Annotated in this window: 15 protein-coding genes; 9 read left to right on the top strand and 6 right to left on the bottom strand. The window is 72.3% G+C overall.

From position 1 onward, the window contains the following. Nucleotides 1-140: 140 nt before the first annotated feature. From ACSU6M_RS04500 to ACSU6M_RS04515, 4 genes are all read right to left on the bottom strand, one after another. Complete coding sequence (locus ACSU6M_RS04500) at nucleotides 141-1,223, bottom strand: acyl-CoA dehydrogenase family protein (protein ID WP_437067248.1); 1,083 nt, start codon at nucleotides 1,221-1,223, stop codon at nucleotides 141-143. Further along, nucleotides 1,220-2,401 carry an acyl-CoA dehydrogenase family protein gene (locus ACSU6M_RS04505; RefSeq protein WP_437067249.1) on the bottom strand — a complete coding sequence of 394 codons (1,182 nt, stop codon included), beginning with the start codon at nucleotides 2,399-2,401 and terminating at the stop codon, nucleotides 1,220-1,222. The genes ACSU6M_RS04500 and ACSU6M_RS04505 overlap by 4 nt, the downstream gene beginning before the upstream one ends. Further along, a complete protein-coding gene (locus ACSU6M_RS04510) occupies nucleotides 2,398-3,369 on the bottom strand; it encodes an NADPH:quinone oxidoreductase family protein (RefSeq protein WP_437067251.1) in 972 nt (323 codons plus the stop codon). Before ACSU6M_RS04510 ends, ACSU6M_RS04505 begins: the two co-directional genes overlap by 4 nt. 98 nt (nucleotides 3,370-3,467) lie before the next feature. Further along, entirely contained in the window at nucleotides 3,468-4,040 is a 573-nt protein-coding gene (locus tag ACSU6M_RS04515) for a helix-turn-helix domain-containing protein (RefSeq protein WP_437067252.1), read from the bottom strand. 79 nt (nucleotides 4,041-4,119) lie between these two features. Here ACSU6M_RS04515 and ACSU6M_RS04520 point away from each other — a divergent pair, with 79 nt between their 5' ends. The 8 genes from ACSU6M_RS04520 to ACSU6M_RS04555 all read left to right on the top strand — a co-directional run bounded on the left by ACSU6M_RS04520 (nucleotide 4,120) and on the right by ACSU6M_RS04555 (nucleotide 11,795). After that, the gene (locus ACSU6M_RS04520; protein ID WP_437067253.1) at nucleotides 4,120-5,049 is read left to right on the top strand and encodes an NAD(P)/FAD-dependent oxidoreductase; all 930 of its coding nucleotides are present in this window, start codon (nucleotides 4,120-4,122) and stop codon (nucleotides 5,047-5,049) included. A 29-nt stretch (nucleotides 5,050-5,078) separates the two neighbouring features. After that, complete coding sequence (locus tag ACSU6M_RS04525; protein ID WP_437067254.1) at nucleotides 5,079-6,617, top strand: ATP-dependent DNA ligase; 1,539 nt, start codon at nucleotides 5,079-5,081, stop codon at nucleotides 6,615-6,617. After that, a complete protein-coding gene (locus ACSU6M_RS04530; protein WP_437067255.1) occupies nucleotides 6,614-7,078 on the top strand; it encodes an NUDIX domain-containing protein in 465 nt (154 codons plus the stop codon). The genes ACSU6M_RS04525 and ACSU6M_RS04530 overlap by 4 nt, the downstream gene beginning before the upstream one ends. A 76-nt stretch (nucleotides 7,079-7,154) precedes the next feature. Then, on the top strand, nucleotides 7,155-8,549 hold the full coding sequence (locus ACSU6M_RS04535) for an NADP-dependent succinic semialdehyde dehydrogenase (protein WP_437067257.1): 1,395 nt from the start codon (nucleotides 7,155-7,157) through the stop codon (nucleotides 8,547-8,549). A gap of 25 nt (nucleotides 8,550-8,574) precedes the next feature. Further along, entirely contained in the window at nucleotides 8,575-8,808 is a 234-nt protein-coding gene (locus tag ACSU6M_RS04540) for a DUF6213 family protein (RefSeq protein WP_437067259.1), read from the top strand. 167 nt (nucleotides 8,809-8,975) lie between these two features. After that, nucleotides 8,976-10,064: a type III polyketide synthase gene (locus ACSU6M_RS04545; protein ID WP_437067260.1), complete on the top strand. Its 1,089-nt coding sequence runs from the start codon at nucleotides 8,976-8,978 to the stop codon at nucleotides 10,062-10,064. A 1-nt stretch (nucleotide 10,065) separates the two neighbouring features. Beyond that, nucleotides 10,066-11,280, top strand: a complete 1,215-nt coding sequence (locus tag ACSU6M_RS04550) for a cytochrome P450 (RefSeq protein ID WP_437067261.1) — start codon at nucleotides 10,066-10,068, stop codon at nucleotides 11,278-11,280. Continuing rightward, a complete protein-coding gene (locus ACSU6M_RS04555; protein ID WP_437067263.1) occupies nucleotides 11,274-11,795 on the top strand; it encodes a cupin domain-containing protein in 522 nt (173 codons plus the stop codon). Before ACSU6M_RS04550 ends, ACSU6M_RS04555 begins: the two co-directional genes overlap by 7 nt. Before the next feature lie 113 nt (nucleotides 11,796-11,908). Here ACSU6M_RS04555 and ACSU6M_RS04560 read toward each other — a convergent pair whose 3' ends face one another. Beyond that, nucleotides 11,909-13,138: an acyl-CoA dehydrogenase family protein gene (locus ACSU6M_RS04560; protein ID WP_437067265.1), complete on the bottom strand. Its 1,230-nt coding sequence runs from the start codon at nucleotides 13,136-13,138 to the stop codon at nucleotides 11,909-11,911. A gap of 134 nt (nucleotides 13,139-13,272) precedes the next feature. Here ACSU6M_RS04560 and ACSU6M_RS04565 point away from each other — a divergent pair, with 134 nt between their 5' ends. Then, nucleotides 13,273-13,917, top strand: coding sequence for a TetR family transcriptional regulator (locus ACSU6M_RS04565; protein WP_437067266.1), 645 nt, complete (start codon nucleotides 13,273-13,275; stop codon nucleotides 13,915-13,917). A gap of 48 nt (nucleotides 13,918-13,965) precedes the next feature. On the opposite strand, the gene def is transcribed toward ACSU6M_RS04565, so the two are convergent. After that, nucleotides 13,966-14,511: a peptide deformylase gene (def, locus tag ACSU6M_RS04570; protein WP_437067267.1), complete on the bottom strand. Its 546-nt coding sequence runs from the start codon at nucleotides 14,509-14,511 to the stop codon at nucleotides 13,966-13,968. Nucleotides 14,512-14,571 lie beyond the last annotated feature (60 nt).

Below are 14,571 nucleotides of genomic sequence, written 5' to 3' on the forward strand. Positions count from 1 at the left end.
AAGGGCAGCGTCCGCAACGGGAGTTGGCCGAACCGCCGTCGCTCGTTCACCGTGCGCACCAGGAGACACGAGGTGGGGTGCGGCGGACACGAAGAAGCCCGCCCCGGAGCCGGGGCGGGCTTCTCGGTGCTGTCGCCGGCTCAGGGCGCCCGCAGATCGACCAGCTCGGCCAGCGCCTCCCGATGCGTGCCGGCCGTCCCGTAGGCGATCGAGTCCGCCTTGGCCCGCTTCAGATACAGGTGGACGGGGTGCTCCCACGTCATGCCGATGCCGCCGTGCAGTTGCAGCGCCTCCTCGGCGGCGCGTACGGCGACGGGTGCGGCATGGGCCTGGGCGACGGCGACCGCCACCTCGACGTCGGCGCCGGTCGTGAGCGCGTCGGCCGCGTTCCGTGCCGCGGCCCGCAGGCCGACGACCTCCAGCCACAGCTGGGCCAGCCGGTGCTTGAGCGCCTGGAACCCGCCGACGGGCCGGTTGAACTGCCGGCGCTCCTTCAGATAGCGCACGGTCTCGGTCAACGCCCACTCGGCGAGGCCCAGTTGCTCCGAGGCCAGCAGCCCGGCGGCCGAGCGCAGGGCGCGGCGTACGGCGGGTTCGGCGTCGCCCACCCGGCGGCCCGGCGCACCGTCCAGCCGTACCGCCGCCACCGGCCGGGTCAGGTCCAGGGACACCTGTGGGGTGACGGTCGCGGCGTCGGCGTCCACCGCGTACAGCCCGCCGTCGTCCGCGGGCACCAGCAGCAGGTCCGCCACGGCGGCGTCCGCGATGCCGGTCAACTCACCGTGCAGTCGGCCGCCTTCCTGCCGTACGGTCTTGAAGGCGCCGCCGGGGGCGGCGTTCAGCGCGACGGCGAGGGCGCCGATACGGCGGCCGGAGGCCAGCTCGGCCAGGAGGTCGTCGGCGCCGCACTCCAGCAGGGCTTCGGTGGCGACGACGGCGCTGGTGAGGTACGGCACGGGCGCGACCGCGCGCCCCAACTCCTCCAGCACGACGGCGACCTCGCGGTGCGTGGCGCCCTGACCGCCGGCGGCCTCGGGCACGAGGAGCCCCCCGAGGCCCATGCCGTCGGTGAGCGCCTTCCATGCCTCCAGGTCGTGCGGGGCGTCGGACTCGGTGCGGGCGATGAGGCCGGGCGCGTCGCAGTGGTCGCCGAGCAGGTCCCGCACGGCGGCGCGCAGCGCCTCTTCCTCCTCCGAGTACAGCAGGTCGGGCTGCGTGCTCATCGGGCCAGGTCCTTCCATGCGACGTCCTTGTCGGTGCGCGGCTCGGCGGGCAGGCCCAGGACGCGCTCGGCGACGATGTTCAGCAGGACCTCGCTGGTCCCGCCCTCGATGCTGTTGCCCTTGGACCGCAGATAGCGGTAGCCGGCGTCGCGGCCGGTGAAGTCGACCAGCTCCGGGCGCCGCATGGTCCAGTCCTCGTACAGCAGGCCCTCCTCGCCGAGGAGTTCCACCTCCAGGCCGCTGATCTCCTGGTTGAGGCGGGCGAAGCCCAGCTTCATGCCCGCGCCCTCGGGGCCGGGCTGGCCGGCGACGAGCTGCTGGCGCAGGCGTTCGCCGGTGAGGCGGGCGACCTCGGCGTCGACCCAGAGCTTCAGCAGCCGCTGGTGCAGGTCGTGGGTGCGCAGTTCGGGGCGTTCGCGCCACGTCCTGGCGACGGGGCCGATCATGCCGCCCTCACGCGGAAGCCGCATGCCGCCGATGGCGACGCGCTCGTTGTTCAGCGTGGTCTGCGCGACCCGCCAGCCGTCGCCGACCTCGCCGAGGCGGTGGGCGTCGGGGATGCGGACGCCGGTGAGGAAGACCTCGTTGAACTCCGCCTCGCCGGTGATCTGGCGCAGCGGGCGCACCTCGACGCCGGGGTCGGTCATGTCGCAGACGAAGTAGGTGATGCCCTTGTGCTTGGGCACGTCCGGGTCGGTGCGGGCGATGAGGATGGCCCAGCGGGCGAGGTGGGCGCTGGAGGTCCACACCTTCTGCCCGTCGACCACCCAGTCGTCGCCCTCCCGCCGCGCCCTGGTGCCGAGCGCGGCGAGGTCGGAGCCGGCGCCGGGCTCGCTGAAGAGCTGGCACCACACCTCCTCGCCGGTCCACAGGGGCTTGAGGAAGCGCCGCTTCTGGTCCTCCGTGCCGTACTGGAGGATCGTCGGGGCGGCCATGCCGAGGCCGATGCCGATGCGGCGCGGGTCGTTGTCGGGGGCGTCCGCGGCCGACAGCTCGGCGTCCACGACGGTCTGGAGGCTGCGCGGGGCGCCCAGTCCGCCGAGGCCCTCGGGGAAGTGGACCCAGGCGAGCCCGGCGTCGAAACGGGCCCGCAGAAACTCCAGCCGGTCCGTGGACGCGGGCGGATGCGCGGCCAGGAACTCCCTGGTACGAGCGCGCAGTTCGTCGGCGCCGATCATGCGGCCGCTCCCTTCTCCGGGACGACGGCGACCCGGCCGGTCGTCACTCCGTCGGCGACCCGCTGCACGGCGGCCGCCGCCTCGCCGAGCCCGACCCGCTCGCTGACCAGCGGCTTGATGGCACCGCGCGCGGCCAGGTCGGTGAGCTGTTCGTGGCAGTGCTGGACCAGCTCGGGGTTCTTGGTGTTGTACAGGCCCCAGTGCAGTCCGAGGATCGCGTAGTTCTTCACCAGCGCGTGGTTGAGCCCCGGAGTCGGGATGGTGCCGCTGGCGAAGCCGACGACCACGATCCGGCCTTCGAAGGCGACGACCTTGGCGGACTGGGCGTACGCCTCGCCGCCCACGGGGTCGTAGATCACGTCGGCCCCGCGGCCGCCGGTCGCCTCCTTGACGGCCGCGACGACGTCCTCGGCACGCCGGTCCACGACCACGTCACAGCCCAGCTCGCGGGCGACGGCGGCCTTGTCGGCGCCGCCCACCACGCCGATGACCCGGGCGCCGGCGGCCTTGCCGAGCTGCACGGCCGCGCTGCCCACCCCGCCCGCGGCGGCGTGCACCAGCAGGGTCTCGCCGGCCTGGAGACCGGCCCGGCGGTGCAGTCCGAACCAGCCCGTCTGGTAGCCGATGTGCAGCGCGGCGGCCTCGGCGTCGTCCAGCGCGTCGGGGGCCGGCAGCAGCGCGGCGGCGTCCGCGACGGCGTACTCGGCGAAACCTCCGTACGGCAGCGCGGGGTTGGCGATGACCCGGCGGCCGTCCTCGGTCTCGCCGCAGATCTCCACGCCCGGCGTGAAGGGCAGCGGCGGCCGGACCTGGTAGTGGCCCCGGCACATCAGGGCGTCCGGGAAGTTGATGTTCGCGGCACGCACCCTGAGCAGGACCTGGCCTTCGCCGGGCGTGGGCCGCTCGACGTCGTCGAGCCGCATCACCTCGCTCGGCTCGCCGTTCTCGTGCACTCGCCATGCCTGCATACGGGGCCTCCACAGACTGCTTCGTCCGACCGGGTCACCGCATACTAAGCGGTCGCTTGCCGATCAGGGAACAGTCCCCCCGCAACCGCCCGGCTCCGTCACGCCCGCTTCGGCCGCGCCCGTACGTGCATCCGCTCCCCCTGCGGCCCGAACAGACTCAGGAACTCCACCGGCCCCTCCCCCGTCGACCCGAACCAGTGCGGCACCCGCGTGTCGAACTCGGCGGCCTCCCCCGCACCGAGCACCACATCGTGCTCGCCGAGCACCAGCCGCAGCTTCCCGGACAGCACGTACAGCCACTCGTAGCCCTCGTGGGTGCGCGGATCGGGCTCCACCGAGCGCGGGGGCTCGACCATCTTGTACGCCTGGAGTCCGCCCGGCTGCCGGGTCAGCGGATACAGGGTCCGGCCGTCCCGCTGGATCGGCCTGGCCCGCACCCGCGGATCCCCGACCGGCGGCGCGCCGACCAGCTCGTCCAGCGGCACCTGGTGGGCCTGCGCGATCGGCAGCAGCAGCTCGAGGGAGGGCTTGCGCAGGCCGGACTCCAGCCGGGACAGGGTGCTCACGGAGATGCCGGTCGCCTCGGACAGCGAGGCGAGCGTCACCTCCCGCTCCTTGCGCAGCCGACGCAGCCGGGGGCCGACACCTGACAGTACTTCGTCCGTGGTCATGGCCGTATTGCAGAATCGGCAACAATATTTGTCAATCCCGCGGGGCCTGCGCGACCGTCTTCCGCAGGAGGTGGTCGAGATGACCGAGACATACGAAGTGATCGTCGTCGGCGGTGGCGCGGCGGGCCTGTCCGCGGCGCTGGTCCTGGGCCGCGCCCGGCGCCGCGTCCTCGTGGTCGACGCGGGCGAGCCGCGCAACGCCCCCTCGTCGCACATGCAGGGCTACCTCGGACGGGACGGGGTGTCGCCGGCCGAGTTCCTGGCGGCGGGCCGGGAGGAGATCGCCCGGTACGGCGTGGACCTGGTCCGGGACCGGGTGGTGGACGCGAGCCGCGACGGGGACTTCACCGTCGTCCTCGCGACCGGACGCACCGTCCGCGCCCGCCGCCTGGTCGTCGCCACCGGCCTCAAGGACGAGCTGCCCCCGGTCGACGGGATCGCCGAGCGGTTCGGCCGGGATGTGCTGCACTGCCCGTACTGCCATGGCTGGGAGGTCCGTGACCAGGCGTTCGGCGTGCTGGCGACCAGCGCCATGAGCGTGCACCAGGCGCTGATGGTGACCCAGTGGTCCAAGGACGTGACGCTCTTCCTGCACGAGGTCGCCGAGTCCGAGCTGTCGGAGCAGGACGTGCGGCGGCTCGGGGCGGCCGGGGTGACGGTCGTGACCGGCCCGGTGGCGGGCCTTGTGACCGAGGACGACCGGCTGACCGGCGTACGGCTCGAGGACGGCACCACGTACGAGCGTCAGGTGCTGTTCGTGGCGCCTCGGGCCGTGCCGCAGACCGAGCTGTTCGTGAAGCTGGGCGCGGAGATGAACGAGACGCCGTTCGGCTCCTACCCGGTGATCGACGAACGCGGTCTGACCAGCGTCCCCGGACTGTGGGCCGCCGGCAACGCCTCCGGGTTCGCCGAGCAGGTGATCAACGCGGCGAGCCGCGGCTACCGGGCCGGGGCCACGATCAACGGCGAGCTCCTCATGGCGGACCTGGACGCGGCGGCCGGGGTGTAGCCGGCGCACCGGCGTTGCACCATGGCTGCATGCTGCTGACCCGGCTCGCCGACGTGTCCCGCGAGGTCGCCGCCACCTCGGCGCGGTCCCGCAAGATCGCTCTGCTCGCCGGGCTGTTCCGGGAGGCGGAGGCGCAGGACGTGCCGATCGTCATCCCGTATCTGGCGGGACGGCTGCCGCAGGGGCGGCTCGGCGTCGGCTGGAAGGTGCTGAGCCGCCCGGTCGCGCCGGCCGCCGAGCCGACCCTGACGGTGCACGAGGTGGACGCGCGGCTCACGGCGCTCGGCGCGGTGTCGGGCGCCGGTTCGCAGGCGGAGCGCGCCCGGCTGGTCGGTGAGCTGATGGGTGCGGCCACCGAGGACGAACAGCGGTTCCTGCTGGGGCTGATCACCGGCGAGGTCCGGCAGGGCGCGCTGGACGCGGTCGCCGTCGAGGGGCTGGCGCAGGCGACGGGCGCGCCGCCCGCGGACGTACGGCGGGCGGTGATGCTCGCCGGGTCGCTCCAGGCGGTGGCCGAGGCGCTGCTGGCGGACGGCCCGCCCGCCCTCGACCGCTTCCGGCTCACCGTGGGCCGCCCGGTGCTGCCGATGCTCGCCCACTCCGCGTCCTCGGTGGCCGAGGCGGTGCAGAAGCTCGGCGCGTGCGCGGTCGAGGAGAAGCTGGACGGCATCCGCGTCCAGGTGCACCGCGACGGCGACTCCGTACGGCTGTACACGCGCACTCTCGACGACATCACGGACCGGCTGCCGGAGGTGACACGGGCGGCCAGGGAGCTGGCCGGGGAGCGGTTCATCCTGGACGGCGAGGTGATCTCCTTCGACGCCGACGGCCGGCCCCGGTCCTTCCAGGAGACGGCCGGGCGGGTCGGCTCCCGTGTCGACGTGGCCACGGCCGCCGAGGCGGTGCCCGTCTCCCCCGTGTTCTTCGACGTCCTCGCCGTCGACGGCCGCGACCTGCTCGACCTGCCGTTCGCCGAGCGGCATACGGAGCTGGCCCGGCTGGTGCCCGAGCCGATGCGGGTGCGCCGCGCCCTCGCGCACGGCCCCGACGACATCCCGGCGGCCGAGGAGTTCGCCGCCGAGACCCTGCGGCGCGGCCACGAGGGCGTGGTCGTCAAGGCGCTCGACGCCCCCTACAGCGCGGGCCGGCGCGGTGCGTCCTGGCTGAAGGTCAAGCCCGTGCACACCCTCGACCTGGTGGTCCTGGCCGCCGAGTGGGGCCACGGGCGGCGCACCGGCAAGCTGTCCAACCTGCATCTGGGCGCACGGCGGGCCGACGGGTCGTACGCCATGCTCGGCAAGACGTTCAAGGGCATGACCGACGCGATGCTCGCCTGGCAGACCGAACGGCTCCAGCAGCTCGCCGTGAAGGACGACGGCTGGGTGGTCCATGTACGCCCCGAGCTGGTCGTCGAGATCGCCTACGACGGTCTCCAGCGCTCCACCCGCTACCCGGCCGGCGTCACCCTGAGGTTCGCGCGCGTGGTGCGCTACCGGGAGGACAAGCGGCCGGAGGAGGCGGACACGGTGGAGAGCCTGCTGGCCGCGCATCCGCAGGTGCGGCCGTGACCGGGCGGCGCAGTGCGGGGCTGCTGGTGTTCCGGCACACCGACGGCGGGCTGGAGGTGTTGCTGGCCCATATGGGCGGCCCGTTCTTCGCGCAGAAGGACGCCGGGGCGTGGACGATCCCGAAGGGCGAGTACGAGCCGGACGAGCCGGCCTGGGAGGCGGCCCGGCGCGAGTTCCGGGAGGAGCTGGGCGTCGCACCGCCGGACGGGGAGGCGGTGCCGCTCGGGGAGGTCCGGCAGCGCGGCGGCAAGACCGTCACGGCCTGGGCGGTCGAGGGGGACCTCGATCCGGCCGCGATCACCCCCGGCACCTTCACCATGGAGTGGCCGCCCCGGTCCGGCCGCCGGCAGGAGTTCCCCGAGGTGGACCGGGTCGCCTGGTACCCCCTGGACCGGGCGCGCGAGGTGATCGTCGGCGCGCAGGCCGCGTTTCTCGACCGGCTGGCTGAGCACTCGCCCTGAGCGGCCCTCCCGCGTTGCGGCTCCGCCCGTGGCGCGCGAAGGTCGAGACACAGCCCGCACCCAGGGAGGTTCTGCCATGCCCATCGCGACGGTGAACCCGGCGAACGGCGAGACGCTGAAGACGTACGAGCCCATGGGCGAGGAGGAGCTGGAGCGCCGGCTCCAGCTCGCCGAGGCCACCTTCCGCACGTATCGCACGAGCACCTTCGCCGAGCGCGCCCGGCTGCTGAACCGGGCCGCCGACCTCCTCGACGAGGACCAGCGGGACATCGCGCGGGTGATGACCACCGAGATGGGCAAGCCGCTGAAGCAGGCGCGCGCCGAGGCCGCCAAGTGCGCCAAGGCGATGCGCTGGTACGCCGAGCACGCCGAGGGGCTGCTCGCCGACGAGGAGCCGGACGCGGCGGACGTGCAGGACTCCGGTGCCTCCCGGGTGCGGGTGCGCTACCGGCCGATGGGCCCGGTGCTCGCGGTGATGCCGTGGAACTTCCCGCTGTGGCAGGTGGTCCGCTTCGCCGCGCCCGCGCTGATGGCCGGCAACGTCGGGCTGCTCAAGCACGCGTCGAACGTGCCGCAGACCGCGCTGTATCTGGAGGACCTCTTCCACCGGGCGGGCTTCACCGAGGGCTGCTTCCAGACCCTGCTGATCGGCTCCGCCCAGGTCGACGACGTCCTGCGCGACGAGCGCGTGAAGGCCGCGACCCTCACCGGCAGCGAGCCCGCGGGGCGGGCCGTCGCCTCCACCGCCGGGGAGATGATCAAGAAGACGGTGCTGGAGCTGGGCGGCAGCGACCCGTACATCGTGATGCCCTCCGCCGACCTGGACCGGGCCGCCGAGGTCGCGGTGACCGCGCGGGTGCAGAACAACGGGCAGTCCTGCATCGCCGCGAAGCGGTTCATCGTCCACACGGACGTCTACGACGCGTTCGCCGAGCGGTTCGTGGCCGGGATGAAGGCGCTGAAGGTCGGCGACCCGATGGAGGAGGACACGCAGATCGGGCCGCTCGCCACCGAGCAGGGGCGGGACGATCTGGAGGAGCTGGTGGACGACGCCACGCGCGCCGGCGCGCAGGCGCTGTGCGGCGGGCACCGGCTGCGCCGGCCCGAGCTGCCCGGCTGGTACTACCCGCCGACCGTGCTCGCCGGGATCACCCGCGAGATGCGCATCCACCGCGAGGAGGCGTTCGGGCCGGTGGCCACGCTGTACCGGGCGGGGGATCTGGACGAGGCGGTGCTGATCGCGAACGACTCGCCGTTCGGGCTGAGTTCGAACGTGTGGACGCGCGAGGAGTCCGACGTGGAGCGGTTCGTCCGGGATCTGGAGGCCGGAGGCGTGTACGTCAACGGCATGACCGCGTCGCATCCGGCGTTCCCGTTCGGCGGGGTGAAGCGGTCGGGTTACGGGCGTGAGCTGTCCGGGCACGGAATCCGCGAGTTCTGCAACATCACCACGGTTTGGCACGGTGCGTGAGTGTTGCGCGGCTACGATCCCCGGTGTGAACCGCGAAGTGACTCTGCCTCTGATCGTCGACGACCGCGGGGCCCTGCAGGTGGCTGCGGCCGATGTGAGCAAGCTGCTGCGTACGGTGGGGGCGCGGTGGGTGCATCTGGTCGAGGCCGGTGAGGACGGGCTCGACGAGGACACGGTGGCTGCGTTGACCATCGAGCTGGCGAAGTTGGCCGACCGGATCGACGTCGCCTGTATCGCTCACAGCAGCGGGCAGAGCTGACTCTCGGGGTTTCGCCGTAGGGGTTCTTCGTCGTTGCCGGGTGCGGGTTCACAGTGGCCTGTCGCGCGGTTCCCCGCGCCCCTCGGGACGTCACCTGTCCCCTTGTGGAGTAGTCCACCGCGAGATCGTCGCCTTCTCGGGTGATCGTGAGGTGAGCACCCTCTGAGGTGAACCACCTTCGAAAGCAGGCACGGTTCATGGCGACTTTGTGCAGACCCTCGGTGTCCGTTCCGGAGCACGTCATCACGATGGAGGAGACGCTGGAGCTGGCGCGCGAGCGTCACGCGGATCACCCTCAACTGCCTCTGGCCCTCCGGCTGATAGAGAACACCGGAGTGCGTACCCGGCACATCGTGCAGCCGATCGAGGAGACCCTGAAGCATCCCGGCTTCGAAGAGCGCAACAAGATCTACGAGGCCGAGGCGAAGGCGCGGGTCCCCGCGGTCGTGCAGCGGGCGCTGGACGACGCCGAGCTCCTCACCAGCGACATCGACGTGATCATCTATGTGTCGTGCACCGGCTTCATGATGCCGTCGCTCACGGCGTGGCTGATCAACGAGATGGACTTCGACAGCACCACGCGTCAGCTGCCGATCGCGCAGCTGGGCTGCGCGGCCGGTGGTGCGGCGATCAACCGGGCCCATGACTTCTGCACGGCCTACCCGGACGCCAACGCGCTCATCGTGGCCTGCGAGTTCTGCTCGCTGTGCTACCAGCCCACCGACATCGGCGTCGGCTCGCTGCTGTCCAACGGGCTGTTCGGTGACGGTATCGCCGCCGCGGTGGTCCGCGGGCGCGGCGGGACCGGCGTACGGCTGGAGCGCAACGGCTCCTACCTGATCCCCAAGACGGAGGACTGGATCGCCTACGACGTCCGGGCCACCGGCTTCCACTTCCTGCTGGACAAGCGGGTGCCGGCCACGATGGAGCCGCTCGCCCCCGCCCTGCAGGACCTCGCGGGACTGCACGGCTGGGACGCCGCCGACCTGGACTTCTACGTCGTCCATGCGGGCGGGCCCCGAATACTCGACGACCTCAGCAAGTTCCTCCAGGTCGACCCGCACGCCTTCCGGTTCAGCCGGGCCACGCTCACCGAGTACGGCAACATCGCCAGCGGCGTCGTACTGGACGCGCTGCGGCGGCTGTTCGACGAGGGCGGTGTCCGTGACCGGGCACGCGGGCTGCTCGCCGGGTTCGGTCCCGGCATCACCGCGGAGATGTCCCTCGGCCGCTGGCAGATCGACGAGACGGCGTGAGATGAGCGAAGAGACGATCACCGAGACCGCGCCACCGGTCCGCGACTGGCCGGCGCTGGACCTGGCCGGCACCGACTTCGACCCGGTCCTGGCCGAGCTGATGCGCGAGGGCCCGGTCACCCGGATCCGGCTGCCCAACGGTGAGGGCTGGGCCTGGCTGGTCACCCGCTACGACGACGTACGGATGGTGACCAACGACCCCCGGTTCAGCCGCGAGGCCGTGCTGGACCGTCAGGTCACCCGGCTCGCCCCGCACTTCATCCCGGCGCGGGGAGCCGTCGGCTTCCTGGACCCGCCCGACCACACCCGGCTGCGCCGCTCGGTGGCGCAGGCGTTCACGGCGCGGGGCGTGGAGCGGATCCGGGAGCGGTCCCGGGCGATGCTGGACGAGCTGGTCGACGAGATGCTCGCGGCCGGTCCGCCCGCCGACCTCGTCGAGGCGGTGCTCGGCCCCTTCCCCATCGCCGTGATCTGCGAGCTGATGGGCGTCCCGGCGGCCGACCGGCACACCATGCACACCTGGACCCAGCTCATCCTGTCCTCCGCGCACGGGGCCGACGTCAGCGAGCAGGCCAAGAACGAGATGGGCGCCTACTTCTCCGACCTCGTCGGCCTGCGCGAGGGCAGCTCCGGCGAGGACGTCACCTCGCTGCTGGGCGCCGCCGTGGGCCGGGGCGAGATCACCCTGGAGGAGGCCGTCGGGCTCGCGGTGCTGATCCAGATCGGCGGCGAGGCGGTCACCAACAACAGCGGGCAGATGTTCCATCTGCTGCTGACCCGGCCCGAGCTCGCCGAACAGCTGCGCGCACGGCCGGAGTTGCGGCCCCAGGCCATCGACGAGCTGCTGCGGTACATCCCGCACCGCAACGCCGTCGGCCTGTCCCGCATCGCGCTGGAGGACGTGGAGATCAAGGGGCACCGCATCCGGGCCGGCGACGCGATCTATGTGTCGTACCTCGCGGCCAACCGCGACCCGGACGTCTTCCCCGACCCCGACCGCATCGACTTCTCCCGCAGCCCCAACCCGCATGTGGCGTTCGGCTTCGGACCGCACTACTGCGTGGGCGGCATGCTGGCCAAGCTGGAGTCGGAGCTGCTGGTCGACGCGCTGCTCGACCGGGTGCCGGGGCTGCGGCTCGGGGTACCTCCGGAGCAGGTGCCCTTCAAGAAGGGTGCGCTGATCCGCGGGCCGGAAGCGCTGCCGGTGACATGGTGAGCGGCGAGGGGCTGCTCGTCCCGCCGGGCCACGGGCGGGTCGTACGGACACCGGCGCAGCACGTCACGTTCAAGGTGACCGGCACGCACTCGCGGACGGCGTCCACCTTCGAGGTGGTCGTACCGCCCGGCTTCGACGTCGGCGCGCATGTCCACACCCGCAGCGAGGAGCTGTTCTATGTGCTCGAGGGCGAGCTGGACGTGCTCGCCTTCGAGCCCAGGGTGCGGACGCCGGACAACTGGCAGCGCTGGGAGTCGGCCTCGGGCCACCGGGTGGTGCGCGCGACGCCGGGCACGGTCATCGTCGTACCGCCCGGTTGCCCCCATGCCTTCGCCAATCCGACGGAGAGCCCGGCGAAGATGTTCTTCCAGGCGTCCCCGCCGCCGGATCACGAGCGCTACTTCGAGGAGCTGCTGGAGATCCTGGGCAGCGGGGGTCCGCCGGACCACGCGGCGATCGAGGAGCTGCGGGCGCGCTACGACATCGAACAGCTGACGCCGCTCAGGCACCGGTGACGGGCACCGGCCCCCGCTCAGGCACCGGTGACGGGCACCGGCCCCGCTCGGGCGCCGGTGCGCGCCCGTCGGCACGAGGGGCGCCCGTCCCGGTCCCGTGAGCCGGGACGCGGCTAGCGGATCGGGACGCCGGCCAGGGTGCGGGCGATCACCAGCCGCTGGATCTCGCTGGTGCCCTCGAAGATCGTGTAGATCGCCGCGTCCCGGTGCATGCGCTCCACCGGGTACTCGCGCGTGTAGCCGTTGCCGCCGAGGATCTGGATCGCCTGGGCGGTGACCTTCTTCGCGGTCTCGCTGGCGAACAGCTTGGACATGGAGCCCTCGGCCGCGGTGAACGGCTTGCCGTTGACCGCCATCCAGGAGGCGCGCCACACCAGCAGCCGGGCCGCGTCGATGGAGGTCCGCATGTCGGCGAGCTGGAAGGCCACGCCCTGGTTGTCGATGATCGGGCGGCCGAACTGCTCGCGCGTCGTCGCGTAGTCGAGGGCGACCTCGTACGCGGCGCGGGCGGTGCCGACGGCCATCGCGCCGACGGCCGGGCGGGACGCCTCGAATGTGGCCATCGCCGCGTTCTTCACGCGCTCGCCGCCCGCTGACTTCGCCTTCTCGCGGGCGCGCGCCAGGCGCTCGTCCAGCTTCTCCTTGCCGCCGAGCAGGCAGGAGCCCGGCACCCGCACGTTGTCGAGGACGACCTCGGCGGTGTGCGAGGCGCGGATGCCGTGCTTCTTGAACTTCTGGCCCTGGGACAGGCCGGGCGTGTTCGGCGGGACGATGAAGGAGGCGTGGCCCTTGGAGCCGAGCTCGGGGTCGACGACCGCGACGACGACATGGACGTTGGCGATGCCGCCGTTGGTCGCCCAGGTCTTCGTGCCGTTGAGCACCCACTCGTCCTTGGCCTCGTCGTACACCGCGCGGGTGCGCATCGAGGCGACGTCGGAGCCGGCGTCGGGCTCGGAGGAGCAGAACGCGGCGACCTTCACGTCGTTCGCGTCGCCGTACATCTGGGGGATCCAGGTGCCGATCTGCTCGTCCGTGCCGTTGGCGAGGACGCCTACGGCGGCCAGACCGGTGCCGACGATGGACAGGGCGATACCGGCGTCGCCCCAGAACAGTTCCTCCATGGCCATCGGGATGCCGAGGCCGGTCGGGTCGAAGTACTGCTGGGCGTAGAAGTCGAGGGAGTAGATGCCGACCTTCGCGGCCTCCTGGATGACCGGCCAGGGAGTCTCCTCACGCTCGTCCCATTCGGCGGCCGCGGGCCGGATGACGTCGGCGGCGAAGCCGTGCAGCCAGTCCCGGACCTCCTTCTGTTCGTCGTTGAGCTCCATGGTGAACTCGGCCATGTCCCCTCCAGCGGCGCACCTGCGTGTTACTTGCGGTAACCGCAGTCTGTTACCGGTGGGTAGGAAAAGTCAACTCGCAGATGAGGTGTTAGTTTGCGCTGGCGTCACCGAAACAGCACGGGTGGGGAGAGCACATGGACACCACGCAGCGGACCGAGCAGCAGCGGTCCGCCGACCGCCGACGCCGCGAGCTGCTGGAGGCCGCGGACAGAGTGGTGCTCCGGGACGGGCCGCAGGCGTCGATGAACGCGATCGCGGCGGAGGCGGGCATCACGAAGCCGATCCTCTACCGGCACTTCGGTGACAAGGGGGGCCTTTACGCGGCCCTTGCCAAGCGGCACACGGATGCGCTGCTGGATTCGCTGCGGGCCGCGCTGGACGCTCCCGCGGAGCGGCGGGAGCGGGTGGAGGCGACGCTCGACACCTACCTCGCCGCGATCGAGGCGCGGCCGCAGGTGTACCGGTTCCTGATGCATCCCTCGGAGGGGTCGCAGGCCGGGGATCAGGGGTTCGACGTCGGCAAGCACTCGGCGCCGTTGCTGCGGCGGATGGGTGAGGAGCTCGCGACCGTGATCGAGGAGCGGGTGGATCTCGGGCCGGGGTCCCAGCAGCTTGCGCGGGTGTGGGGGCATGGGATCGTCGGGATGATGCATGCCGCCGGGGACTGGTGGCTGGGGGAACGGCCCTGTTCCAGGGCCGAGTTGGTGCGGAGTCTTGCCGACCTTCTGTGGGGAAGGCTCGCTGCGGCCGGGGACCGGGTCGGGGGGCCCGGGTTCTGACGCCGTCCGCGGGTCGTGGTGAGTTGCTCGCGCAGTTCCCCGCGCCCCTCAGGGACGCTCACTCCACGGCGCCTTTGCGATCTGTCGCTTCAGCCTTCTGTGACGCCAGCCGGTCACCCTGTCCGCGTAGACCGTTCCGTCCAGATGGTCGCACTCGTGCTGCAGGCATCGCGCGAAGAAACCCGTGCCATGGACGGTGACCGGCTCGCCCGTCAGCGTCACGCCCTCCACCACCGCGTGGTCGTACCGCTCCGTGCCGGCCTCCAGACCCGGCAGGGACAGGCAGCCCTCCGGGCCCCGGACGACCACGCCGTCCGTCGCCACGAGGCGGGGGTTCACGATGTGGCCGAGATGACGGACGTCCTCGTCGTCGGGGCAGTCGTAGACGAACACCCGCAGCGGCTCGCCCACCTGGTTCGCGGCCAGGCCGACCCCGTTCGCGGCGTACATCGTGGCGAACAAGTCCTCGACGAGGGCCGCCAGTTCGGGGCCGAAGTCGGTGACCTCGGCACAGGGGGTGTGCAGGGCCGGGTCGCCGAGCAGGGTGAGGGGCCGGACGCGCCCGCGGGCGCCCGGGATCGAGCCGTTTCGCATGCCCGCAAGGGTACGGTCTGGCAGGTCACGTCCGGTGCGTGCCCGGATCGTGACGGTGCC

Origin of the sequence: Streptomyces sp. enrichment culture, assembly GCF_964272895.1 — a bacterium.
In the GTDB taxonomy this organism is placed as follows: domain Bacteria; phylum Actinomycetota; class Actinomycetes; order Streptomycetales; family Streptomycetaceae; genus Streptomyces.